Origin of the sequence: Lysinibacillus sp. FSL K6-0232, assembly GCF_038008325.1 — a bacterium.
Lineage (GTDB): Bacteria > Bacillota > Bacilli > Bacillales_A > Planococcaceae > Lysinibacillus.
Genome location: NZ_JBBOYW010000001.1, coordinates 3,047,013 through 3,069,950, shown reverse-complemented (window position 1 = coordinate 3,069,950; position 22,938 = coordinate 3,047,013). Strand labels below are relative to the sequence as shown.

The 22,938-nt window shown below is 36.7% G+C and carries 25 protein-coding genes; 11 read left to right on the top strand and 14 right to left on the bottom strand.

Features of this window, described 5'->3' with window-relative positions:
- Positions 1 to 36: 36 nt before the first annotated feature.
- The gene (locus MHB42_RS15055; RefSeq protein ID WP_340807166.1) at positions 37 to 639 is read right to left on the bottom strand and encodes a response regulator transcription factor; all 603 of its coding nucleotides are present in this window, start codon (positions 637 to 639) and stop codon (positions 37 to 39) included.
- A gap of 422 nt (positions 640 to 1,061) precedes the next feature.
- Entirely contained in the window at positions 1,062 to 1,184 is a 123-nt protein-coding gene (locus tag MHB42_RS15050) for a hypothetical protein (RefSeq protein ID WP_340807165.1), read from the bottom strand.
- Between the two features lie 281 nt (positions 1,185 to 1,465).
- On the opposite strand from MHB42_RS15050, the gene MHB42_RS15045 reads away from it, so the two are divergent.
- The 6 genes from MHB42_RS15045 (at position 1,466) to MHB42_RS15020 (ending at position 7,796) form a co-directional block, all read left to right on the top strand.
- A complete protein-coding gene (locus MHB42_RS15045; RefSeq protein ID WP_340807163.1) occupies positions 1,466 to 3,196 on the top strand; it encodes a hypothetical protein in 1,731 nt (576 codons plus the stop codon).
- 13 nt (positions 3,197 to 3,209) lie between these two features.
- Positions 3,210 to 3,836, top strand: a complete 627-nt coding sequence (locus tag MHB42_RS15040) for an ABC transporter ATP-binding protein (RefSeq protein ID WP_340807161.1) — start codon at positions 3,210 to 3,212, stop codon at positions 3,834 to 3,836.
- Entirely contained in the window at positions 3,823 to 4,221 is a 399-nt protein-coding gene (locus tag MHB42_RS15035) for a hypothetical protein (RefSeq protein ID WP_340807160.1), read from the top strand. Before MHB42_RS15040 ends, MHB42_RS15035 begins: the two co-directional genes overlap by 14 nt.
- A gap of 66 nt (positions 4,222 to 4,287) precedes the next feature.
- On the top strand, positions 4,288 to 6,306 hold the full coding sequence (locus MHB42_RS15030; RefSeq protein ID WP_340807159.1) for an ABC transporter permease: 2,019 nt from the start codon (positions 4,288 to 4,290) through the stop codon (positions 6,304 to 6,306).
- A complete protein-coding gene (locus MHB42_RS15025) occupies positions 6,290 to 7,168 on the top strand; it encodes an ATP-binding cassette domain-containing protein (protein ID WP_340807158.1) in 879 nt (292 codons plus the stop codon). Before MHB42_RS15030 ends, MHB42_RS15025 begins: the two co-directional genes overlap by 17 nt.
- The gene (locus MHB42_RS15020) at positions 7,158 to 7,796 is read left to right on the top strand and encodes a hypothetical protein (RefSeq protein ID WP_340807156.1); all 639 of its coding nucleotides are present in this window, start codon (positions 7,158 to 7,160) and stop codon (positions 7,794 to 7,796) included. The genes MHB42_RS15025 and MHB42_RS15020 overlap by 11 nt, the downstream gene beginning before the upstream one ends.
- A 58-nt stretch (positions 7,797 to 7,854) precedes the next feature.
- On the opposite strand, the gene MHB42_RS15015 is transcribed toward MHB42_RS15020, so the two are convergent.
- Genes MHB42_RS15015 through MHB42_RS15000 form a run of 4 tightly spaced genes read right to left on the bottom strand, consistent with a single transcriptional unit; the run spans position 7,855 to position 11,685 of the window.
- Positions 7,855 to 8,925, bottom strand: a complete 1,071-nt coding sequence (locus MHB42_RS15015) for a sulfate/molybdate ABC transporter ATP-binding protein (RefSeq protein ID WP_340807155.1) — start codon at positions 8,923 to 8,925, stop codon at positions 7,855 to 7,857.
- Between the two features lie 15 nt (positions 8,926 to 8,940).
- Positions 8,941 to 9,783 (bottom strand): sulfate ABC transporter permease subunit CysW, encoded by an 843-nt coding sequence (cysW, locus tag MHB42_RS15010; RefSeq protein ID WP_340807154.1) that lies wholly within the window; start codon positions 9,781 to 9,783, stop codon positions 8,941 to 8,943.
- A 10-nt stretch (positions 9,784 to 9,793) separates the two neighbouring features.
- Positions 9,794 to 10,627: a sulfate ABC transporter permease subunit CysT gene (gene cysT / locus MHB42_RS15005; RefSeq protein WP_340807153.1), complete on the bottom strand. Its 834-nt coding sequence runs from the start codon at positions 10,625 to 10,627 to the stop codon at positions 9,794 to 9,796.
- Between the two features lie 11 nt (positions 10,628 to 10,638).
- A complete protein-coding gene (locus MHB42_RS15000; RefSeq protein WP_340807152.1) occupies positions 10,639 to 11,685 on the bottom strand; it encodes a sulfate ABC transporter substrate-binding protein in 1,047 nt (348 codons plus the stop codon).
- 442 nt (positions 11,686 to 12,127) lie between these two features.
- On the opposite strand from MHB42_RS15000, the gene MHB42_RS14995 reads away from it, so the two are divergent.
- Genes MHB42_RS14995 through cysC form a run of 4 tightly spaced genes read left to right on the top strand, consistent with a single transcriptional unit; the run spans position 12,128 to position 15,681 of the window.
- Positions 12,128 to 12,829 carry a phosphoadenylyl-sulfate reductase gene (locus MHB42_RS14995; protein WP_340807150.1) on the top strand — a complete coding sequence of 234 codons (702 nt, stop codon included), beginning with the start codon at positions 12,128 to 12,130 and terminating at the stop codon, positions 12,827 to 12,829.
- Positions 12,830 to 12,841: 12 nt separating this feature from the next.
- The gene (locus tag MHB42_RS14990) at positions 12,842 to 13,906 is read left to right on the top strand and encodes an inorganic phosphate transporter (protein WP_340807148.1); all 1,065 of its coding nucleotides are present in this window, start codon (positions 12,842 to 12,844) and stop codon (positions 13,904 to 13,906) included.
- A 45-nt stretch (positions 13,907 to 13,951) separates the two neighbouring features.
- Entirely contained in the window at positions 13,952 to 15,091 is a 1,140-nt protein-coding gene (gene sat, locus MHB42_RS14985; RefSeq protein WP_340807147.1) for a sulfate adenylyltransferase, read from the top strand.
- Complete coding sequence (gene cysC, locus MHB42_RS14980) at positions 15,088 to 15,681, top strand: adenylyl-sulfate kinase (RefSeq protein WP_340807146.1); 594 nt, start codon at positions 15,088 to 15,090, stop codon at positions 15,679 to 15,681. Before sat ends, cysC begins: the two co-directional genes overlap by 4 nt.
- Before the next feature lie 45 nt (positions 15,682 to 15,726).
- Here the strand turns inward: cysC and mnhG are convergent, their stop codons facing one another.
- The 7 genes from mnhG to MHB42_RS14945 are packed head-to-tail and all read right to left on the bottom strand — an operon-like array spanning position 15,727 to position 21,486.
- Complete coding sequence (gene mnhG / locus MHB42_RS14975) at positions 15,727 to 16,095, bottom strand: monovalent cation/H(+) antiporter subunit G (RefSeq protein WP_340807145.1); 369 nt, start codon at positions 16,093 to 16,095, stop codon at positions 15,727 to 15,729.
- Positions 16,079 to 16,360, bottom strand: a complete 282-nt coding sequence (locus tag MHB42_RS14970; RefSeq protein ID WP_340807144.1) for a Na(+)/H(+) antiporter subunit F1 — start codon at positions 16,358 to 16,360, stop codon at positions 16,079 to 16,081. The genes mnhG and MHB42_RS14970 overlap by 17 nt, the downstream gene beginning before the upstream one ends.
- Positions 16,357 to 16,836: a Na+/H+ antiporter subunit E gene (locus tag MHB42_RS14965; RefSeq protein ID WP_340807142.1), complete on the bottom strand. Its 480-nt coding sequence runs from the start codon at positions 16,834 to 16,836 to the stop codon at positions 16,357 to 16,359. The genes MHB42_RS14970 and MHB42_RS14965 overlap by 4 nt, the downstream gene beginning before the upstream one ends.
- Before the next feature lie 5 nt (positions 16,837 to 16,841).
- Entirely contained in the window at positions 16,842 to 18,329 is a 1,488-nt protein-coding gene (locus MHB42_RS14960) for a Na+/H+ antiporter subunit D (RefSeq protein ID WP_340807141.1), read from the bottom strand.
- On the bottom strand, positions 18,322 to 18,663 hold the full coding sequence (locus MHB42_RS14955; protein WP_340807140.1) for a Na(+)/H(+) antiporter subunit C: 342 nt from the start codon (positions 18,661 to 18,663) through the stop codon (positions 18,322 to 18,324). Before MHB42_RS14955 ends, MHB42_RS14960 begins: the two co-directional genes overlap by 8 nt.
- Positions 18,663 to 19,085, bottom strand: coding sequence for a Na(+)/H(+) antiporter subunit B (locus tag MHB42_RS14950; protein WP_340807139.1), 423 nt, complete (start codon positions 19,083 to 19,085; stop codon positions 18,663 to 18,665). The genes MHB42_RS14955 and MHB42_RS14950 overlap by 1 nt, the downstream gene beginning before the upstream one ends.
- Positions 19,072 to 21,486, bottom strand: coding sequence for a Na+/H+ antiporter subunit A (locus tag MHB42_RS14945; RefSeq protein WP_340807138.1), 2,415 nt, complete (start codon positions 21,484 to 21,486; stop codon positions 19,072 to 19,074). The genes MHB42_RS14950 and MHB42_RS14945 overlap by 14 nt, the downstream gene beginning before the upstream one ends.
- Before the next feature lie 155 nt (positions 21,487 to 21,641).
- On the opposite strand from MHB42_RS14945, the gene MHB42_RS14940 reads away from it, so the two are divergent.
- Positions 21,642 to 22,205, top strand: coding sequence for a DUF5366 family protein (locus tag MHB42_RS14940; RefSeq protein WP_340807136.1), 564 nt, complete (start codon positions 21,642 to 21,644; stop codon positions 22,203 to 22,205).
- Between the two features lie 184 nt (positions 22,206 to 22,389).
- Here MHB42_RS14940 and MHB42_RS14935 read toward each other — a convergent pair whose 3' ends face one another.
- Positions 22,390 to 22,863 (bottom strand): hypothetical protein, encoded by a 474-nt coding sequence (locus MHB42_RS14935; protein WP_340807135.1) that lies wholly within the window; start codon positions 22,861 to 22,863, stop codon positions 22,390 to 22,392.
- Positions 22,864 to 22,938 lie beyond the last annotated feature (75 nt).

Below are 22,938 nucleotides of genomic sequence, written 5' to 3'. Positions count from 1 at the left end.
TATAAACAGAGGCTGTAAGGAAGAGGATGCTTTTCCTTACAGCCCTTTTGTGTTGCGAATTAAGCCTTGTTCCAGTGCCTTTACAACAGCACCTACTCGTGATTGAACACTCAGTTTTCGTAGAATAGAGGAAATATGATGTTCTACAGTCCGTTTACTAATAGCAAGCTCTTTACTAATCACTTCGCTTGTTTTTTCTGCTACAATAAGCTGCAAAATTTCTAGCTCTTTTGGTGTAAGTCGTGTTTTTTTAAAGGATGGAAATACAGTATCTCCCGCATAAATTTTTTTCACTGTGTCAATTAGCTCTTCATTGGATTGTTCCTTTGTCATAAAGGCTTTAGCTCCAGCATTTTGAGCAGCTTGAACATAGGCATCATCATCATAGCCTGATAGGATAATAACTTTTATATGAGGAAATTGTTGTGTGATAGATTTTGTTAAGGTTAGCCCATTATGAGATTTGATACGAATATCCATTAGTATCACATCAGGCTGCAATTGTAACAGTTCCTCTAAAAGTTGTGATGGATCAGCAATAGTGCCAACTACATGAATACTTGGTTCGTTTTCTAGTACTGCTTTCAAGCCTTCCAATAGTAATAAATGGTCATCTATTAATAATATCTTAATAGTCATATTGTTCACTCCATTCTAATAGCAATGTGATTGTAATAGTTGTCTGCTCACTTAGCTGAGATGCAATCGTAAATTATCCTCCTAATTGCTCTACCCTTTCCTGAAATAGTGAATAATTTAAAGTGTTGCTGTACAAATAGTATCTGATGTTCAAAATATAAAAGCCTTGTCCATTATCAGCTACAATCATTAATAGCAGTATAAATTTATGTTGCTTCTGCATGTTTTACTATTATTGACGAGCTCTTTGTTACTCGCACATCAATGACATGTTATTAAATATTTTTGCCATATAGATTGGATGCTAAAAAAATCCTTCACTATGATGGAGGCAAATCATGTCATATAACACGAAGAGTTATAACCGTACCTACTAATGTCTGCTGAAATGTAGTCTGTATTTTATGTACAACTAATAATTGTTACTGTAAAACATCGTCATGAAGGAAAAGTGGTAATTGTTTACGCTCCTCCCTTGTTGCCTCTAGATGACGAATTGAAATACCTTTAATTCTAGTCGTATCCCTGCTCTCCTGTAAGGACATCCTTTTTTCTTTAAATAATTAAGTGATTTTCCGTAATATTTTATTTATTTTCAAAAACCTCCCTAATAATCAAAGTTTTACCTATTATTAATACTATAAAAATAAATGATAGTAAAATATTATCATTCATATTGAATCTCATTGAATAGGTATATCCTGCAAAAAAATGGCGGGATATACGGATGTTTTTTTATGTTATATTTTGTTATGATTTAGGAAATTAAATAAAAAATTGTATATTTTTTATTGAGGCTTAAAAATAGAATAGAGGTGATTTTTTCGTGTTTAGAAATAATCTACTGAGCAAAAAATCATTGATAGGAATCACCTTGTTATACGCTCCGATGATTTATCTATTTACTAATCCATATGTGCCACATACGGGTGAATTTTTACTTTATACTAAATATTTGGTAATAACCGGAATTATTGCTTCCATCTATTGGGGTTATGTTATGGCATCGGTAATTTATGTGAAGGTTGATTCGACTAGTATGTTTTATCACGCAACATCCATTAATTATTTTCGCCAAAACTTAATTCTATGGTATTTGAAAATAGTAATTGGCTTTACGACTTTACATAGCATATTTCTATTTCTTTTTATTTGCTATTATAGCTATTTATTTGATTTTTCTGTTGAAATAATGATTAATCTTATTAAAGAATATGGTAATTATTACTATATGCCGTTTTTAATAGGGTTATTGCTTGGTATTTTTAGTGCGGATATATCCTATCGAAAGCATAGAATGCTTGGAATATTCTTCGGATTAATGTTTTGTGTTCCTTTGTCAGTTAGTATGTTAATTGAATGGAAAAGACCCTATTATGATTTGTTTATTATGAATAGTCTACCTTATTATCCTGTATTCTCAGGATCACTTCAGGCAGATGAATCATTAGTGTTTAAAGGACTATGTATAGTAGTCGTTATTATTTTATGGTTTGTATATGTGAGTATAAAGCAGCCAAAAATACTTCTAGCAATAATGCTTTTGGGTGTAGTTGCAATGAGTATAGGAGTGGAATATTTATATGCAAATATTCCTCAAGCAACAAAGCAGAAGCTTTACTTCGAGCAGTACATTCATCTTAATACGGAGTTATTAGGGCAAAAAACACCGTTGTATAGTGAAGGTGATGACCAACAAATAAATATAGAAAAAATTGAAGTATCTCAGTTGCCAGATCAAAGTATTGCATTTAATACTACGTTACTTTTATCAACTACTGATCAGACTCGATTTTTTTTAAATAAGCTATTCAATTTAAAACGAGTAACAGCTAATAATCAAGAAATCGATTTTGAACGACACGGTAATCTAATTGTTTTAAAAGATAGAGCACAAGATAAGATAACATTTGAATATATAGCTAAGTATGGTGATGGTTTAACACCTATTCAAGACGGCAATATTTATTTGCCATATCACTTTAATTGGTATCCTACAGTGATAGCACCTATCGACTATTTGTTAAATGAAAATCAGCAACCTACGTTGAATCGTTTCAACGGTACATGTGAAAAAAATAGTATTACAGTGGCATCATCATTAGCTAAATTACAACCAATAGAATCAACAGCCTGTCCTACATTGATTATTGGAAAATATAGTACAAAAATAGTTGGGCGTTATACAGTATATATGCCTATTATGTGGAGTGCTACTGATAGTGCAATTAGCAACTATTTAAATCAAGTAGAGCAATTCCATAGAATGCAGCTAGAGAATCAACACTTTTCGCAGGTGAAAAAAGTAGTTGTTGTTCCTAAATTTGAAGTGGATATTCCTAACTCAATTGATGATTTTTGGATCAATGGAGATACCCTTTATATGATGATCACACCATTTCAAAATATAAACGATGTGGGGTTATTTGAAGGAATCACAGAAGCATCGCTACAATCTATTGCCTACCATTATTTTTTACAGCAAGGGGTAGATACTAAAGAAGCTATAGAAAGAGCGCTAGAACAAGTTCACTATTTTCTTAAATCATATAAATAAGGAGAAAGACAACATGCTTATATTTCAAAATGTTTCTTATAAAAAAATTTTATATGATGTCACAATTGAAATACCAAAAACATCCTACATTGTTGGGAGAAATAATATAGGAAAAACAGATTTACTCCACATGCTTTTTTATCAGAAAAAATTGACGGAAGGTGAAATTCACTTACAAGAAAATCTGACATTGGGACATTCAGTATTAGGGAAAAGACAAGCATTTTTTTTAGTCCCTGAAGACTTTAGTTTAAAATGGAATGGTTTTAAATTGCACACGATATATAGATTGTTCACTAAAAAATCCTTTGTAGTATCAGGATTATGCTTAGATTACCAATTAGATGGTCGAATGTATTTTCAACAATTAAATCAGTTTTTAAAGTTAGTCTTTTATACACATATTGCTATGACGATGAGAATTCCCATTATTTTATATGACGAACCCTTTAAAATACTAGATTTTGAAGAACGATCTCAGTTTTTTGATTTTCTTAAAAAATGGGAAAATAAATTATCTTTTGTTATTACAGGTAATCGTATGGAACCTGATATTTCACAATCTGTACAACAAACATTTTTGTTAGATAATGGTACATTAACACCATTGAAAGGAGGTGAGAAATATGCTAATTTGTAAGAAAAAAGGTAAGCTGAATAAAATACTTAAATGTGGTGCATTGGCTGTTATGCTTGGCGTTGCTGGCTCAGCCTATGCAGCAGGGACATCTACAGCTTACATACCTGTAGGTAGTTCGAGTGCAACAGGAAGTAACGTAACAGCTACTGGAACATCTGGAACTTTGACAGTGACATCATCAGGTCCGGTATTTTACGTACAAGGCTATGCTAAAGTATATAAAAATTGGTGGCCAGATACGATTAAGGCAAACTTAATTGCAAATCCAGGAACATCCACATCCACATCTTTTACAACAACAAGTGGAGAACAGTATTATGCACAAGCAAATACACAGGCGAATACAACACAAATTTCGGGTAGCGCTAAAGTTACGGTGAAGTAAGCTAAAGGATGCATCGCAGTTTATTGCGATGCATCTTTACTAGTATGTGAGGAAAGGATGGAGCGGATGAGTCGGTGGATGAATTTAGTCATTTTTTATAGTAAACGTCTAATAACTAGTAAATTTTATGTAGGGGCTTTACTTGTCTATACAGTGATGCTTTCTGTTCGTTATATTGTACTATATAACGGCACTTCAACAGACTATGGCAATGTATTAGGGGAGCTTTTTGTGCCAGGGCAAATGCTTTTTATGATTTATATGGTCTTTTTTTATCGCTTATTTGCTGAAGAGCGTGCTTTTGGCATGGAACGTTATTTCTCAGATGCCTACCGTATATTATGGCAGAAAATCGTAGCAATGGCAGTTGTACATATGAGTATTCAAGGTATATTTTTTATTGTCCAAACACTGCTTGTATGGTGCTTTTATAGGGCTGTTTCGGTTCCGTGGTCAAACTTTTATCTAGAAGTAGCTCTATTTATTGTGCTCTATTGTTGGCTACCAACCTTGATTGGTTTAGCGATTGGTGTGTTGATTGCTAGTGTAGTGGGCAAACATAAGATAAGTTTTGTGATTTTACTGATAATTTGGTTTTTACTAGGACCGATAAATACAGAAATTTTTATCAACTATTTTCGACAAATTCAGGCGGATGATTGGCGTAGCTTTTCATATTTATCTACAATGAGTCTCTACCAAGTCTATCAATCATATATGGGCTATAGTTATTCAGGTGGGACAGCGTGGAAAGGAATTGGCTGGATATTGGTGTCGGTCTTATTACTTTTGATTAGCTTATTGCGTTATAGCATGTTCCGTCAACAACGTATAGCTACTGTAATTGCTATATTTCTAGTAGGTGGGCTAACAATAGGAAGTATTGAGCAGATGACACGTAATGAATCAAGAGTTTTTAACTATGCAGATGAAGAAGCTGAAAGTCTTTATTATAAAAACTATACTATACCACCAGCCGATTTACGTTATCATATCGCTAATTATACAATTAACATCAGCGATACAGGCAATCAATTATCGACAACAGTTGCCTTAGAGCAAGTACAAACAACGACACCGACCTTTCAACTCCATCATGCCTTTCCGATTCAGCGCATTGTAGATGAGCATGGGAAGGAGCAGTCTTTTCAACGTCAAGGAGATACAGTAAGTGTTACAATTCAACCAACAACAACTGCTTTAACTTTTGACTATACATTAACGAGTCAATTTTTTGTTAAGGTGCATCGAGATCGTTGGCTATTACCTGCTACAGTGGGCTGGTATCCAAAAAGAAGTGCGGAACCGCTTATACAGTATATTGATTTTATAGGCTATGGTCGAGCTATTCTGAAGCCAATTCAAGAGCCAGCAGTGAAATTTCAGGTGCATAGCAAGCAAGAGTTGCTTTTAAATATTCCGCAAATTCAGCCAACCATTTATGAGGGCGTTGTAGATGGCCTAGCAGTAATCAAGGCACCGTTCCAACAGCAAACAATTGGGCACTATCAAATAGTTTATCCATTAGATTGGACGGAAACAAAAGAGCAATTTGAGGTGATGATTACACGTATGGAGCAGGTTAATCAAGACCTTCAAAAGCTAATATCTGCTAGCCGAGCTTTGCCAGATTTGCTTGTTTTTCAATCAGGTGGGGGAGCGGTACAATGGCATGATAATTTCCTGTTATATCCAACAGATTCTCTCTATGCTATTGACTCTATTGATGGGACAGCTTATTTAATGCCAAGTAAGCTGGCATTTGCACATATTAATCAGCAATTGAGCAATCCAGCAGTAGCTGAGGAATGGCTGGATTTGACAAGCCAAATTTTAGCAACGCGTCATAAAATTAACCAACCAGGATCTGAATTATTCCGCCCAAGCCCATTTTATTATCACGAGTTCTCAGCTACAGATCAACAATCGGCTGATTTTGTTTATAGCCAGGTGTTGCAAGCAGACGAAGCATTACAAAATCGGCTATTAAGTGCATGGTTTAGTAATATTGAGCAGGTGCAAAATGACTGGCAGCAAATTGAACAACTTGTACGGGGGGTGCTTCAGCATGAGAATGGAAATTGAGAATTTAACAAAAACGATTAAAAAGCGCAATATATTAGATGATATTTCATTAACAGTAGAAGGGATTTATGGTTTAATTGGTCCAAATGGGGCAGGTAAGACAACATTAATGAAAATATTAGCAGGATTGCAGACGTTGACGGCTGGTTCAATTAAAATTGATGATCAACACTATGTCCATCGTCATGCTAGTTATATTACTGTTAATACCTTGATCGGTTATTTACCGCAAGATTTTATGATTTATCCTGAAATTTCAGTCTATGAGGTGCTTGATCATATTGCTGTTTTGCAGGGAATTGTGAAAAAAAGTGAGCGACAGCAGCAAATAGAAGAGGCATTAGCGATTGTAAATTTAAGCGGACAGCAACATAAAAAAATGAATGAGCTATCTGGGGGAATGCGAAGAAGAGTCGGTATTGCCCAATTATTAATGAGAAAGCCATCTATTTTATTGTTTGATGAGCCGACTGCAGGGCTTGATATTGAAGAACGAATTCGTTTTCGTAACTTATTATTAGAGCTAGGGAAGCAGCATACGGTTGTTATCTCCTCCCATATTGTGGAGGATATTGAGTTTCTTTGTACTAAAATTGGTATTCTGACACAAGGACAGCTGCGTTTTGAAGGTACACCTGAGGAGCTAAAGCAACGAGCGGATGGTTATGTCTATCATATGGATGTGCAGGCAGAGGCATTAAGTGAGCTTTTAATGACACAGGATGTTACACAAATTAATGAAGAGGAACAACATTTAAAGGTGCGTATCTTTTCAACGGAAGCTTTAGATCAGCCAAGGGTGATTCCTCGTTTAATGGAAGGCTATTTAGCAGTTGTACGAGGTGTTGATAATGGAAAATAGTAGGCTATTGTTTGCATTTGATAAAAAAAGCATGAAAGGGGCATTTTATGTGCCATTTTTCATGTGGGGAGTAGCTTTACTAGGGATTTTATTTTATGCCTCGATGGAGAAAGATTACTATAACCATTTTATTATTGTGCAAGGTATTTTTTTGCCATTTTGCTGCTGGCATTTAGTGTATCGCTATAGCGAGCTATTAGTGCATGGAGCCGAGGATACATTGTTTCCCTATTATCGCAAATGGTTTTTTTATGATATTGCTCGTTATGGTATTCTCTATAGTTTGTTGCTAATTGTGCTATTGCTAATTATCGGAATAAAGGGAGGTGCTGCTGTCTTTGATAGCATTACCTTAACCCATTTACCTGTACTACTGTTGTTTTATTTGTTTGGCGGACTTGCACTGCTTTTTGTGATGAAAAGCGTTGAGGTGACCTTAGCTATTTTATTTATTTATACCGTGATTGAGGTAGTGACATTAGGAACATCGGGTCTGCCATGGCCACATATTTTTATTTTCCTTCCACCTTTACCAGAGGACCCAGAGATGACGAAGAAGTTTACATTTTTATTGTTAATAACAGTTAGTATGGCGATGTATGTAGCTAAAAAAGTGCGACTATTTTAATAGAGAAGAAACTGCATAAACCCTAAGATTTTTAGAGCTTGGGATTTATGCAGCTTTATTAAATAGAGTAATCCTCAGGAATAAACACCTTTAAATGCTTTGGTTTGACATAAACTTGATCGCCAATTGTCAGCTGAAGCTGAAAAAATTGTTCTTTTGATAATTCTGCCTCTAAAAATTCGTCAAGGTCTTCGCGTCGTAGCTCAATTTGTACGATCGGCCCTAGTAAATGAATATGACTGACTTTGACAGGGACTGTACCCGGCATATTGGTTTTCTCAATATGAATATCGTGAGGACGTACATACCCTATGGCGTTGTCTTCCGTATGTGTATGGCTATCAGGGACATCAAGGGCAACTGCACCATGCAATAGCTTGCCATTCGCTAAGCGCCCCTTAAAGAGATTGACATTGCCTAAAAAATCATAGACAAATGGGCTTTTTGGATTTGTATAGACCTCATCAGGGCTTCCAATTTGCTCGATTTTGCCATTGTTCATCACAACAATGCGATCTGCTACATCTAAAGCTTCCTCCTGATCATGCGTGACAAAGATACTTGTAATATGAAACTCATCATGCAGCTTGCGTAGCCAACGACGTAATTCCTTTCGTACTTTGGCATCCAGCGCTCCAAAGGGCTCATCCAGTAAAAGCACCTTAGGCTCTACAGCGAGAGCTCTGGCAAGCGCTACACGTTGTCGTTGTCCACCTGATAGCTGTGTAGGGTAGCGATCCGCGAAATTTTCAAGTTTAACAAGCCGCAGCAGCTCCATTACTTTGTCTTTTATGTCTTGTTTAGAGGGTCTCGTTTTTCGAGGACGCACCTTTAGCCCATAAGCGACATTATCAAAAACAGTCATATGGCGAAAAAGTGCATAATGTTGAAAGACAAAGCCTACATTGCGTTCCTTTGGATGCCGATCTGTCATGGACTGCCCATCAAATAAAATGTCGCCCACATCAGAGGATTCAAGACCTGCAATGACACGTAATAATGAAGTTTTTCCTGAGCCAGAGGGGCCAAGTAAAGCTACTAGCTCTCCAGATTGAATATTAACTGAAATATCCTCTAATGCTTGAAAAGAGCCATATTTTTTCGATATGTTGTGAATGTGGATACTCATATGAACCATCCCCTTCTAAACGGATTTTGATTTCCATGCAATGATGTCTTTTATAACTAATGTTAAGATTGCCATCACACTCATTAGTGAGGCGACAGCAAAGGCGGCTGAAAATTGATATTCATTATATAAAATTTCAATATGAAGCGGCATTGTATTGGTCATGCCACGTATATGACCTGACACAACAGAAACAGCACCAAATTCTCCAATGGCACGTGCATTACATAAGATTAGCCCATAAAATAAACCCCATTTAATATTCGGTAATGTGACATACCAAAATGTTTTAAAGCCACTAGCACCAAGAGAAATGGATGCCTCCTCCTCAGACGTTCCCTGTGCCTGCATCAAAGGTATTAGCTCACGTGCTACAAAGGGCAATGTAACAAAAATAGTAGCAAGCACAATACCAGGCAGTGCAAAAACAATTTTAATATTATGTGCGAACAGCCAATCACCAAATAGCCCCTGAGAGCCAAACAATAAAATAAATACTAAGCCAGCAATAACAGGGGAAACGGCAAAGGGTAAATCAACAATAGTAAGCAATAGATTTTTTCCTTTAAAATTAAATTTTGTAAGCACCCAAGCAGCCATTACACCGAAAATAGCATTTAATGGTACAGCAATAGCAACAACTATTAACGTTAGTTTAATAGCAGCTAAGGCATCTGGATGTGTAATCGCTGCAAAATATACCTCTGCTCCTTTTTGAAATGCTGTAATAAAAATAGATACTAAAGGCAGCACGATAAAAAAGGCTAAAAACGCTAAAGCAATAAACGTTAATAAATACCGAATAATGCGAGGCTCTTGTAAGGCAGCAGGCTTTGATAGAGCTATTGAATATTCCATATATAACCTCCTAATGTATAAAACGGCGATTCGTTAGCCATTGTATGAAATTGATCATGAATAGTAACACAAAGGATGTGACAAGCATAACGACTGCAATGGCAGTAGCACCAGCATAATCATATTGTTCGAGCTTTGTCATAATAATTAAAGGCGTAATTTCCGTTTTCATCGGCATATTTCCAGCAATGAATACAACGGAGCCGTATTCACCTAATGCACGGGCAAAGGCCAAAGAAAAGCCTGTTAAAATAGCAGGTGTCAGCTCTGGCAAAATGATTTTACGAAAGGTTTGTAAACGATTTGCACCAAGGCTTGCAGAAGCCTCCTCGACCTCGGCGCTAATATTTTGTAAGACTGGCTGTACTGTTCGAACAACAAATGGTAGCCCAATAAATGTTAAGGCGATAATAATGCCAAGAGGCGAAAAGGCAATTTTAAACTCGAAAAATTGACCAATCCAACCGTTTGGTGCATAGAGTGAAGTCAAAGCAATCCCAGCTACAGCAGTAGGTAAGGCAAAGGGTAAGTCTACCAGTCCATCAATCATTCGCTTAAATGGAAATGGATAGCGTACAAGAACCCAAGCAATAATTGTGCCGAAAATAGCATTGATAATACCAGCGACTAGTGCTGTACCAAAGCTGATTTTATACGAGGCAACAGCACGAGGGTCTGTAATGATCGTAATAAATTCAGTCCAACTTAGGGACATCGTATGAATAAAGATCATTGACAATGGTAACAACACAAGCAAACTAACATAGAGCATTGTATAGCCAAGTGACAGATGAAAGCCGGGAATAATTCTACGTGATTTTTTCGGTAAGCTTACATTATTCATGACAACGCTCCTTATTGTGGTACATAGATTTCATCAAAAGTACCGCCATCCTTAAAGTGAGTTGTCTGTGCTTTTGACCAGCCGCCAAAATCATCAATGGTAACAAGCTCAAGCTGAGGGAATTGCTTCTGATACTTAGCTAAAATCTCCTCGTTACGTGGTCGATAATAGTTTTTTGCAGCAATTTCTTGACCAGTATCACTATATAAATGCTGTAAGTAAGCCTCAGCAACTTCACGCGTATCCTTTTTATCCACGATTTTATCAACAATGGCAACAGGTGGCTCTGCTAAAATACTTAATGAAGGGGTAATAATTTCAAATTCATCCTTACCCAACTCATGAAGCGATAGATAAGCCTCATTTTCCCAAGCAATTAGAACATCCCCAATTTGTCGTTCTACGAATGTTGTTGTAGCACCACGAGCACCAGAATCTAGTACCTCTACATTGCTATAAAGTGCATTCATAAACTCTTTTATTTTAGCTTCGTCATTATTGTATAATTCCCCAGCATAAGCCCAAGCAGCTAAGTAATTCCAACGAGCCCCGCCAGATGTTTTAGGATTAGGTGTGATGACTGATACATCGTCCTTTGTTAAATCATCCCAGTCTTGAATATTTTTTGGGTTGCCCTTGCGTACTAAAAAGACAATGGTTGATGTGTATGGGGTAGAATTATGGTCAAATTCTGCTTGCCAATCTTCATTTAACAGCTCACGAGCCTGTGCAATTTCATCGATATCATAGGCTAGTGCAAGTGTGACAACATCTGCTTCAAGCCCGTCAATCACTGCTCGCCCTTGTTTGCCAGAGCCACCATGTGATTGCTTAATCGTGACCTCTTGACCTGTTTCATCCTTCCATTTTTTAATAAAATCTTGATTGAATTCATCGTAAAGCTCACGTGTAGGGTCATAGGATACATTTAATAGTTCCACAGATTTTGTTGTTTTTGGGGCATCTGCAGTTTCATTTGAAGCACTGCCACAGCCTGTTAAAGCTAATGTGAATACAGATAGAAGTGCTAATGATCGGAAAAGATGTGTTTTTTTCATATTGATTCTCTCCTTTTTCTGAATTCAAGAATACAAAAAAGCCATCTTCTACAATGAATTAACATCATAGATAGATGGCCTTCAGATCCTCTGATCAGCATTTTTTTGTTTGCGTTATCGCTTAGTAATACATTAAACATACATTTCTTATTAGTCAACAAGGAATTTGAAAAAATGCTTATTCGAAAAATGTTAAAATATAGTTATTTTGAGTGACTAAGAAAATTGAGCGAAAAAAGCTTTAAAATTCAAAAAATATAAAAAACCTAGTTGACTACTAGGTATGCTGTGTTATATATTGTAAATAAGAAAAGTGATTGCGACATGAAATAGTGAACAATCACAAATAATAGGCTGACTAGTTAAACTAGAGGCGTTTTAACAAAGACCTGTTTTGCGGTGTCTTATGTTAGAACGCCTTTTTCGCTATGAGGGGGATTTGATGTTAACACATGCAACTTGGCAGGAGCCAACCATTGATTTTCAGATTGATGAAACATATAAGGCTGCACTAGAGGTTTTACGGTGGAGCTATCAGGAATATGGGGATGAAATCGTTTATGCATGTAGCTTTGGCATTGAGGGCATTGTTTTAATTGACCTTATTTCAAAAGTAAAGCCAGATGCAACGATTGTCTTTCTAGATACAGATGTTCATTTTAAAGAAACATATGAAACAATTCAGCGTGTGAAAGAAAAATATCCGCAATTAAATATTGTGATGAAGAAGCCAGCACTTACACTAGAACAGCAGGCGGCTCAATATGGTGATGAACTATGGAAATCCAATCCAAATCAATGCTGTGATATTCGTAAAATTAAGCCTTTATATGAAGCGCTATCAGGTACAAAGGCATGGATATCAGGCTTACGCCGTGAACAATCGCCAACACGCCAAAAAACAAATTTCCTTAATCGTGATGATAAATTTCAGTCAATTAAAGTATGTCCGCTGATTCATTGGACTTGGAAGGATGTTTGGCGTTATGTTTCCAAGCATGATTTGCCATACAATCCATTGCACGATCAAGGCTATCCAAGTATCGGCTGTGAGCATTGTACAAAGCCAGCCTTTACGATGGAGGATTTACGTTCAGGCAGATGGCAAGGTTCTGGTAAAACAGAATGCGGATTACATGAGTAAAGGAGTTATGCCATGCTTGAATATTTTGCAATAGCGATTAGCTTATTTTTTGCGATGAATATAGGTGCAAGTGGAGCAGCCGCTTCAATGGGGGTTGCTTATGGCGCAGGTGCTATTAAAAAAGCTTGGCAAGCCTTACTATTATGCGCAATTGGTGTCTATAGCGGCGCTGTATTAGGCGGAGGAGAAGTTGTGAAAACAATTAGCTCAGGTATTATGCCTACAGAGTATATTACTGTTAAGGTTGTTATTATTATTTTAATCTCTGCCACAAGCTCGCTATTTTTCGCCAATCTTTTAGGTATCCCATTATCAACAAGTGAAGTAACAGTAGGCGCTGTTGTTGGTGTAGGAATTGCTTATAAAGTGTTATTTGTAAAATCCTTACTTGTCATTATGTCATTTTGGGTAATTGTTCCGATTGTAGCATTTGTAATTGCACTTGTATTTGGTCGGTTATTATACAAATTACAGGGCAAAGGATTATTAAAGGATCGTCCAATTTTAACCATTCTTCTAATATTAGCTGGATTTTTCGAAGCATTTTCAGCAGGGATGAACAATGTTGCCAATGCAGTTGGACCACTTGTTGGTGCAGGGATGATGGATGTTACAACAGGCATTGTGCTTGGTGGGGCATTTGTTGCAATAGGTGCAATATTGCTTGGTAAGCGAGTGCTTGAAACAAATGGTAAAAAAATTGTGCGTTTTCAGAAGGCTGAAGGTATTTTAATTTCAAGTACAGGTGCACTGCTTGTAGGTATTAGTTCAATATTTGGGCTTCCAGTACCACTTACACAAGTAACATCCTCATCTATTATTGGAATGGGGATGGCGAAAAATGGAGCACAAATTTTCAACAAAAATATTGTGAAAAAGATATTTCGAATTTGGATTGTTTCACCGATTTTTTCATTAGCGATTTCTTATTTTTTAGTACAGTTATTTTTAGAGAAAGACCTCTATGCCATTATTTTGATTGGTAGCATTATTGTAGGAACACTCGGTGTAATTAGTTTAATGCGTATTATGCGTGAAGAAGAGCAATCGATTTATGATGCAGGAGAAGGTATTTAATTTTATTAAAACATAGTATTTAACTAGAATTAGGAGGATTTTAAGATGAGTTTACAACCACATGGCGGATTACTTGTGCAAGCATTTGACCCTAAGAAAGATTTAACAGCTATATATAAGGAAATTGAGCTAGATGCAATTTCATTAAGTGACTTGGAATTAATTGCAATAGGTGGCTATAGTCCAATTGAAGGCTTTTTAACACAAAAGGACTATGAATCAGTGGTGGAACAAAGTCGTTTAGCATCGGGTGTTGTTTGGAGCATTCCGATTACATTGCCTGTAACAAAGGAGAAGGCAGCAACACTACAACTAGGTGATGAGGCGAAATTAGTTTATAACCATGAAGTTTATGGTGTGATTCAAGTTACAGATATTTATGAGCCAAATAAGAGAAAAGAGGCATTACTTGTCTATGGCACAGAGGATTTAGCACATCCAGGTGTTCAAAAATTATATGATCGTCCTGCAATTTATGTTGGCGGAAAAATTACATTAGTAAAGCGTATTGCACAGCAGTTTCCTGCCTATTCATTTGATCCAGTTGAAACACGTCAATTGTTTGCAGACAAGGGCTGGAAAACAATTGTAGGCTTCCAAACACGTAACCCTGTGCATCGTGCACATGAATATATTCAAAAGGCAGCACTTGAAACAATCGATGGTTTATTTTTAAATCCGCTTGTTGGGGAAACAAAATCAGATGATGTTTCTGCGGCTATTCGTATGGAGAGTTACGAGGTGCTACTGCAAAACTATTACCCTGAAAGCCGTGTACAATTAGGGGTATTTCCAGCCGCTATGCGCTATGCAGGACCAAAGGAAGCCATTTTCCATGCGCTTGTTCGAAAAAATTATGGCTGTACGCATTTTATTGTCGGTCGTGACCATGCAGGTGTTGGTGATTACTATGGCACATATGATGCACAAAAAATCTTTGAGCAATTTACAGAGGATGAGTTAGGCATTGTGCCATTGAAATTTGAGCATAGCTTCTACTGCAAGCTATGTGAAGGTATGGCTACTACAAAAACATGTCCACATGATAGCACTGCACATGTAATTTTATCAGGAACAAAGGTGCGTGAAATGCTGCGTAATGGTGAAGTGCCACCAAGTACATTTAGCCGTAAGGAAGTAGTAGATGTATTAATTAAAGGCATGCGTAAGGAGGTAGTGAAATGAGTTCAAATATTGTCTGGCATGAAGCCTCCGTTACAAAAGAAGAGCGCCGTTCAAAAAATAAGCATCAAAGCTTTATTTTATGGTTTACGGGCTTGTCGGCATCAGGTAAATCATCTGTAGCCAATGCATTTGCTCGTCAATTATTTGAAAGCGGCAATCAGGCCTTTGTATTAGATGGAGATAATGTGCGCCATGGCTTAAATAAAGATTTAGGCTTTGATGAGGTAGGGCGCAAGGAAAATATCCGCCGTATCGGAGAAGTTGCAAAGCTGTTTGTGGAGAGCGGTCAAATCGTTTTAACAGCGTTTATTTCGCCCTATCGTGAGGATCGTCAAGTGGTACGTGAGCTTGTAGCGGATGGTGAATTTATTGAGGTGTATGTAAAATGTTCCGTGGAAACTTGTGAGCAAAGAGATCCAAAGGGTTTATATAAAAAAGCGAGAAATGCAGAAATTCCTAACTTTACAGGGATTAGTGCACCCTATGAGGAACCAGAAAATCCAGAAATTATTTTAGATACAGAGCACTATTCCATTGAAGAATGTGCTCAACAGCTTACACAGATTTTAACAGATAAAGGCTATATTTAAGCAAAAGCTGCCCGATACATACATATCAGGCAGCTTTTTTATGGATTACTTAATATTTTGTTCCTTCTTCATTCTTTCAATTTCAGGGCCTAACTCGTCACGTACAGTTCCCTTCCATGGCTTGACACCAGCGATATAGGAGGAGCGTGTCATAATATGCCCTCCAACAGGTCCTGTAATAAACAAGAATAATACCCCTAGTAAAATGCGTGGATTAAAGTGACCTTCAATTAGCCAAAAGTGAAAGAATACACCAATCAATACACACATAACACCAAGCGTTGCACTTTTAGAGGCGGCATGGGCGCGCGTATATAAATCAGGCAAACGAATAAGCCCAATAGCCGTTACAACAATAAAAAGTGTTCCAATTGCAATAAAAAAGATAACTAAGCTATTAGCGAGAATTGTCACGTTTTAAGATATCTCCTTTCTCTATAAATTTAGAGAAAGCCACTGTGCCGATAAACGATAAAATCGCTAACAATAAAATAATCTCTAGGAAAAAGCTTGTTTCCACTAAGATCGAAAATAGTCCGATAAGTGAAATCAGTGATACACCAAGTGAATCTAGTGCTACAACACGGTCTGATGCAGCAGGGCCTTTAATCATTCGATAAATAACCCCAATCATTGATAAGCAAATCACTACAATGATAGCGATAATAAATATTGTCATGATTTACTCACCTCCAAAATGGCTTTTTCAAATGAATCGTGAATGGAAGCAATCGCTTCATCCACATCGCTAATATCAATCGCATGGATATACAATGTTTTAGCATCATCAGATACATGTACTACTACGGTTCCAGGTGTTAATGTAATTAAGCTAGATAATAGCGTAATTTCCCACTCTTCCTTTAAAACAGTAGGGTAAGCAAAAAAGGCAGGCTGCATATTTAGCTCTGGTTTTAAAACAACTCGCAACACCTGAACATTGGCTAATATTAGTTCTTTAAAGAATAGCAATGTTAGTTTGATAATTGCCCATATACGGTAAATATAAAGGCGTGAAGTGAAAAAGCGTCGCATCATCAGCAGTAAGATAATGCCTAGCAAAAATCCAATAATAAAGCCTGTTGCTGTGTAATTAGAGGATAGGAACATCCAGACAAAGGCAAGTACAACATTTAAAATAATTTGAAATGCCATCCGCGTTACTCCTCCTTCATCACAGCATCTATATAAATAGATGGATCATTTAATAGTTTTGCAGCATCATCCATAAATGGCGTAATCCATTCAGAGCCAACACCATATGCCACAGTAATACATACTAACAGGGCAGTAGGGATAAAGAGCATTTTATAAACCTTTGTATTGACAGTGCCACTTGTTTCTTTTTCCTCACCCCAAAAGGCGTAGATGAAAATACGAATCACTGATAATAGCACAAGCAATGAGGAAGCTAAGATAAAAATACTGCCCCACATACTACCAGCCTCAAAGCCACCTTGAACAATTAATAGCTTACCAACAAATCCACTGAGTGGTGGGATACCTGCTAAGCCAAACGCTGCAATTAAATAGCTCCAGCCAAGAACAGGATATTTCTTCATTAGTCCACCCATTTTACGTAAATCGGATGTGCCTGTAATATACATAACAATCCCAATTAGCATAAAGAGAGCAGCTTTAATAAGCATATCGTGAATAAAATAAAACATTGCGCCTTTTAAGGCAACCTCGTTCATTTGGGAAACACCAAATAAAATAACACCTACTGCAATGACAATATTATAAATAATAATAAGTTTGACATCGAAATAAGCAAGTGCACCAATGCAGCCTGCTACAATTGTGGCAATAGCTAGCACCATTAGTAACTGATGTGTATACGATAAATCATGTACAAAAAATAGTGTATAGGTACGTGTAATAGCATAAACGCCGACCTTTGTTAGTAGTGCCCCAAATAGTGTGAGCACAGGAATCGGTGCTGCCGCATAAGAAGTTGGTAACCAAAAATATAATGGGAAAATAGCTGCTTTTAAGCCAAATACCATTAAAAAGAGTACAGCAATAACCGTAATAATGCCTGGCTGCTGAATATCTGCTATTTTAACAGCAATATCCGCCATATTTAATGTACCAACTACAGAATATAAAAAGGCAACTGTAATAACAAACAGGGCAGATGAAATAACATTAATTAAAATATATTTAATCGACCCTTTGAGCTGACCCTTTTCCCCTCCAAGTACAATGAGTAAATAGGACGCCATTAATAATACTTCAAAGAATACAAAAAGGTTAAAAATATCACCTGTTGTAAATGCCCCATTGACTCCTGTTAAAATAAACATAATGCCTGGGTAGTAAAAGAAGTGTTCGCGCTCCTTTGTAATGGAGTCAAAGCCATACCATACAACAAAAAAGGCAATAAGCAATGTTGTTGTAACAAGCAATACAGACACCATATCAGAAACCATTGTAATCCCATAAGGAACAGGCCAGTCACCAAATGTTACCTTTTGGATACCATCATGCTTTACTTTAAAGAGCAGGGCAATGGCTGAAATAAGAGCAAGCCCAACACCAAGCAATGCAAATACTCGTTGATAGGTTAAATTCTTTCTACCAAGCATTAATATAATACCAAAGAAAAATGGGATGATAATAGGTAGTAGTAGGAAGTTATTCATCCTCATCACTTCCTCTCATTAAACTAATATCATCTGTTTTCAGCTCCTGATACGAGCGGTAAGCAAGAACAAGGAAAAATGCTGTTACCCCAAAGCTAATAACAATCGCTGTTAAAATAAGTGCCTGTGGTAATGGGTCAGCAAATGTTTTTGCCCCATCGCTTAAAACAGGAGGAGCCTCTCCACCAAGACCACCCATTGTTAAAATAAGTAAATGTGCCCCATGGCTTAACAAGCCTGTACCAATAATAATACGTAATAGGCTTTTGGATAGCATTAAATAAACTGCTGCCATAAAGAGAAAGCCAATGACAAAGGCCATAATTATTTCCATTATTCATCCTCCCCAATCGTTTGAATAATGGTCATCGTAACACCCACAACAACCAAATAAACGCCCGTATCAAACAGCATAGCCGTATGGAGTGACTGTTTGCCTAGCAGCGGTAAATCAAAATAATCAAAGAAATGTGTGAAAAACGGCTTGCCAACAAACATTGGGTATGCTGCTGTTGCAAGAGCTAGCAGTAAGCCACCAGCTGTAAAATACGTATAATTGATAGGTAAAATATGGCGAATTGTATTAATATCAAATGTTATAATTAAAAGTACAATAGCGCTTGATGTTAACAGTCCACCAACAAAGCCACCCCCAGGAGTGTAATGCCCTGCTAGAAAAATATGAATGGAGAAGAAGAAAATAATAAAGAATACAATTTTAGCAGTAAATTGTATAATCACATCATTTGTTTTCATGTGTTTTCTCCTTTCGATTCATACGCAACTTAATCATAGCTAAAATACCCATTCCAGCAATGCCTAGTACCGTAATTTCAAATAATGTATCAAAGCCACGATAGTCTACTAAAATAACATTGACAATATTGCCTCCACCCGCTAATGAATAAACTGTTTCCTCATAATATTTAGAAATAGATGGAATCAGCTTTTGAGAGTGAGCAGATAGTGCTACAAGCGTTACCATAATACCAACCGTAATCGAAATAATGGCACGATGTAATTGGAATTTCATACGCTCTTCTCGTTTGCCCATTCTTGGTAGATGGTAAAATGCCATTAAAAATAATGCTACTGAAATGGTTTCAATAACAAGCTGTGTAAGGGCTAAATCAGGTGCGTTAAAAATAACAAAGAATAAAGCAACCGTGTAGCCTACAGCACCTAGCCCAATAATGGCTGTAAGTCGTGATTTTGCTAAGATAACAATGGCTGTACCGATTACTAAAACGACCACAATGATAATTTCATACGGTCGAATCGGTGATGCTTCTTGCCAAGCAATGCGAAAGGCATCTTTGATAAAAAGAGAACCTATCACAATTACCGTAATGCCGCTAAACATATAGAGTAAGTAGTGACGCATTGATTCTGTCATATAACGTTGTGATAGACGATTTAAGCCAGTATCTAACCCTTGCATCATTTTGTCATAAGCATTGTTCAATGTGAATGCTTGTGGCAAGTATTGATAGAGCCCCTGCCATTTTGGTAAGGCAACAAATAATAAAACACCAATAATAACAATACCAATCGTCATTAATAGCTCAGGCGTAATATGTCCATGCCAAGCAGCCACATGAATATCAACATCTTGTGGTGCTGTATATAAAAATGGTTGAATCGCCTGCACGGCTGGCTTTACAAACATATCGCCGATAAAGTTTGGTACGAAAAAGATAGCGATTACAAATACTGCTAAAATAATTGGCGAAATAAGCATGCCAATTGGTGCTTCATGTGGTTGGTGTGGTAATTGTTCTGGTTTGTAATTACCTGTAAATGTTTTAGCAACAAAATAAAAGCTATAAATAAATGTGAAAATACTAGCGACCCAAGCGACAATTGGGAAAAGTGCTCCCCATGTATCAAAGCCGAAAAATTCAAACTTTTGTAGTGCCAGCATAGCTGTTAAAAACATTTCCTTACTTAAGAAGCCATTGAATGGAGGAAGACCAGCCATTGATAAGCTTCCAATTGCAGCAACGGTAAAGCTTATTGGCATAATGCTCATTAAGCCACCAAGCTTTCGAATATCACGCGTACCTGTTTCATGGTCCACAATTCCTGCAATCATAAACAGACTACCCTTAAATGTTGCATGGTTGATAAGATGGAAAATAGCAGCAAAAGCCGCATATTTAATCGTATCGACTGAGCTATTTGTATGAAATGCAACGGCACTTGCCCCAAGCAGTGACATAATAAGCCCAAGCTGACTGACGGTAGAAAATGCTAGAATTCCTTTTAAGTCCGTTTGCTTGATAGCAAAGAAGGAACCCCAGAAAAGTGTTAAAATACCGATACCTGTTACTAGCCATACCCAAAGCTCAGATGCAGCAAAAATTGGTGTAAAGCGCGCAACTAAATAAATACCTGCTTTCACCATTGTTGCAGAGTGAAGGTAGGCACTCACGGGTGTTGGCGCTTCCATTGCATCTGGCAGCCAAATGTAGAATGGGAATTGTGCGGATTTGGTAAACGCACCTAATAGTAATAATATTAGTGACCATGTAAAGAAAGGATGTTCGACTAAATTAGGTGCTATCGTAATTAGCTCACGTATGGAGAAAGTTCCACCCATTAAATAAAGAAGAACAAATCCTCCTAGCATCATTAAGCCGCCACCAACTGTAATCATCATTGACTTTAATGCACCAAGGCGTGAGGCATCTCGTGTATACCAGTAGCCAATTAGTAAAAATGATGAAATTGATGTTAGCTCCCAAAAGAAATAAAGTGTGATTAAATGGTCTGACTGTACAACTCCTAGCATTGCAGACATAAATAGTAGTAAATAAACATAAAAATTATGTAATTTTTCTTTATGCTTGTCTAAGTAAAAAATGGAGTAAAGTACAACTAATGAGCCAATACCAGTAATTAGCAGCGAGAATAATAAGCTAAGTCCATCTAAATAAGAGATAACTGAAATATCGAGCGATGGAATCCAAGGTAGCTCTGCAGTAAATACTTCTCCTTTTGCTACTTGAGCAATATAAGTTGCATAAATAATTGCAAGTGTAGCAGGTACAGCAAGAACAAACCAGCCTGTGTGAATATGTTTCATGCGTTTATACAAAAGTGGCACGAATATTGCAACAAGCATTGGTATGAAAATATAAAGTACTTGTAACAAAAAAACCCTCCTTTATGCAAGTAAGTATACCAATTATAACGTACTTTCATTACGAATGCATATGGACGAATGGGATTTAGCTTGCAGTTGTAGAAGAGTTTTGGCTATATTATAAATAGGAAGTTATTAATAAAAATAGAGGAAAAAAATTTTTTATGAGGAACCCATATATCTATGGTTATTTACCATTAATTACAATTTTATTATTTAGTTTAACATTTGGCATGTATGCTGTGGGAAAATCGTTACAAGTTTTTCAAGCAATCGGTGTTTATTCAGGCATGCGAGAATTTTTATCCGATTTTGAATTACGTGTATTTTTATTGATTGTTTTTGCCATTGCTTTTTTTATGGTCTTTTCAGCGCTTAAACTAGTAGGGGAAACGATTCATGAGCTAGGCATGCTGTTCTTTTCAAAAGATAGTGATGGGGCAACAGTACACCAAGCTAGAGGCGGCTATATTATTTTATTTATTGGTGCAATGTGTTCAGCCTTTGCGATTCAATTTATTTATGTGCTAGTCGGCATCTTTATTTTAACGATATTTGCCTACTTTATTTATTTGATTTACAAAATGAGCCATTTTATGTCCATGGGCAGCACAATTGGCTTGTTGGTTTTTGAGCTGTTTATGTGGGCAATCCTATTAACATTAGTGATTTATGTTATCTTAAAATTATATAATGGTATTTTGGCAAGCTTACCATTTGCGCATTAGATGAGTAGTCTATTAAAAAACGAGGCTGGGACATAACTCATTTTATTGAGAAACATCAAAAAATGAATGTTATTTTTGTGATTTATTAAAGTATATGTGTTCTAATAACGCAAAAAAATGTTAGACCAAACTTGTAAATGGTCTAACATTTTTTTCTTTTGTCCCAGCCTTGTTTTTTAGAGGCTTATTGTGAAACTGTATGAAGGTTTTGAATCATGCCAGCATCAATGATTTGTTCTTGCTGTTGTTCATGAAGCGTATAGGAAATTTTAAGTTGTCGCTCAGGATTTTTCTTCACATCATTTAGCTGAAGGGCTAAAATAAGCGTTGCTTCTTTTTCAATAGCCCATTGTTGAATGCTTTGTAATTCACCTAGCTCGTCCTTACTGCATTGATAAATACCTGGCTTTTTATCACTTGCCCCTGCATAAAATTGATAGTGGATTGTAGGCTCGGCGTTGATGAAAGTAATATCGTTAATCACGACATTGTCATTACCTATCCACTTAATCGGTGTGACAATAAAATAATCCTTGCCATTCTCCAAAGGCATTGTAGCTATTTCCTCTATTACAAATTGCGCTTCATTGCTTTGTTTACTACAGCCTACTAATAAAAGCCCCAATACAAGTAAAACGACAGATAACTTGCTCTTCATAATCACGCACTCCTTATTATACAGCTATTTAAACTTATCTATTAGAGGTCTTTTTTATCTTGCAAGAGTGACAAA

Coding starts and splice junctions, on each gene's coding strand:
- MHB42_RS15040 (WP_340807161.1), top strand. CDS start 3,210: ATGCTTATATTTCAAAATGTTTCTTATAAAAAAATTTTATATGATGTC.
- MHB42_RS15050 (WP_340807165.1), bottom strand. CDS start 1,184: ATGTCCTTACAGGAGAGCAGGGATACGACTAGAATTAAAGGTATTTCA.
- MHB42_RS14970 (WP_340807144.1), bottom strand. CDS start 16,360: ATGACAATATTTATTATCGCTATCATTGTAGTGATTTGCTTATCAATG.
- MHB42_RS14940 (WP_340807136.1), top strand. CDS start 21,642: ATGAGGAACCCATATATCTATGGTTATTTACCATTAATTACAATTTTA.
- MHB42_RS15020 (WP_340807156.1), top strand. CDS start 7,158: ATGGAAAATAGTAGGCTATTGTTTGCATTTGATAAAAAAAGCATGAAA.
- MHB42_RS14965 (WP_340807142.1), bottom strand. CDS start 16,836: ATGGCATTTCAAATTATTTTAAATGTTGTACTTGCCTTTGTCTGGATG.
- MHB42_RS14990 (WP_340807148.1), top strand. CDS start 12,842: ATGCTTGAATATTTTGCAATAGCGATTAGCTTATTTTTTGCGATGAAT.
- MHB42_RS14950 (WP_340807139.1), bottom strand. CDS start 19,085: ATGAAAACAAATGATGTGATTATACAATTTACTGCTAAAATTGTATTC.
- cysT (WP_340807153.1), bottom strand. CDS start 10,627: ATGAATAATGTAAGCTTACCGAAAAAATCACGTAGAATTATTCCCGGC.
- MHB42_RS15055 (WP_340807166.1), bottom strand. CDS start 639: ATGACTATTAAGATATTATTAATAGATGACCATTTATTACTATTGGAA.
- MHB42_RS15000 (WP_340807152.1), bottom strand. CDS start 11,685: ATGAAAAAAACACATCTTTTCCGATCATTAGCACTTCTATCTGTATTC.
- cysC (WP_340807146.1), top strand. CDS start 15,088: ATGAGTTCAAATATTGTCTGGCATGAAGCCTCCGTTACAAAAGAAGAG.
- MHB42_RS15030 (WP_340807159.1), top strand. CDS start 4,288: ATGAGTCGGTGGATGAATTTAGTCATTTTTTATAGTAAACGTCTAATA.
- MHB42_RS14935 (WP_340807135.1), bottom strand. CDS start 22,863: ATGAAGAGCAAGTTATCTGTCGTTTTACTTGTATTGGGGCTTTTATTA.
- cysW (WP_340807154.1), bottom strand. CDS start 9,783: ATGGAATATTCAATAGCTCTATCAAAGCCTGCTGCCTTACAAGAGCCT.
- MHB42_RS14995 (WP_340807150.1), top strand. CDS start 12,128: ATGTTAACACATGCAACTTGGCAGGAGCCAACCATTGATTTTCAGATT.
- MHB42_RS15035 (WP_340807160.1), top strand. CDS start 3,823: ATGCTAATTTGTAAGAAAAAAGGTAAGCTGAATAAAATACTTAAATGT.
- MHB42_RS14955 (WP_340807140.1), bottom strand. CDS start 18,663: ATGGAAATAATTATGGCCTTTGTCATTGGCTTTCTCTTTATGGCAGCA.
- MHB42_RS15025 (WP_340807158.1), top strand. CDS start 6,290: ATGAGAATGGAAATTGAGAATTTAACAAAAACGATTAAAAAGCGCAAT.
- sat (WP_340807147.1), top strand. CDS start 13,952: ATGAGTTTACAACCACATGGCGGATTACTTGTGCAAGCATTTGACCCT.
- MHB42_RS15015 (WP_340807155.1), bottom strand. CDS start 8,925: ATGAGTATCCACATTCACAACATATCGAAAAAATATGGCTCTTTTCAA.
- MHB42_RS14960 (WP_340807141.1), bottom strand. CDS start 18,329: ATGAATAACTTCCTACTACTACCTATTATCATCCCATTTTTCTTTGGT.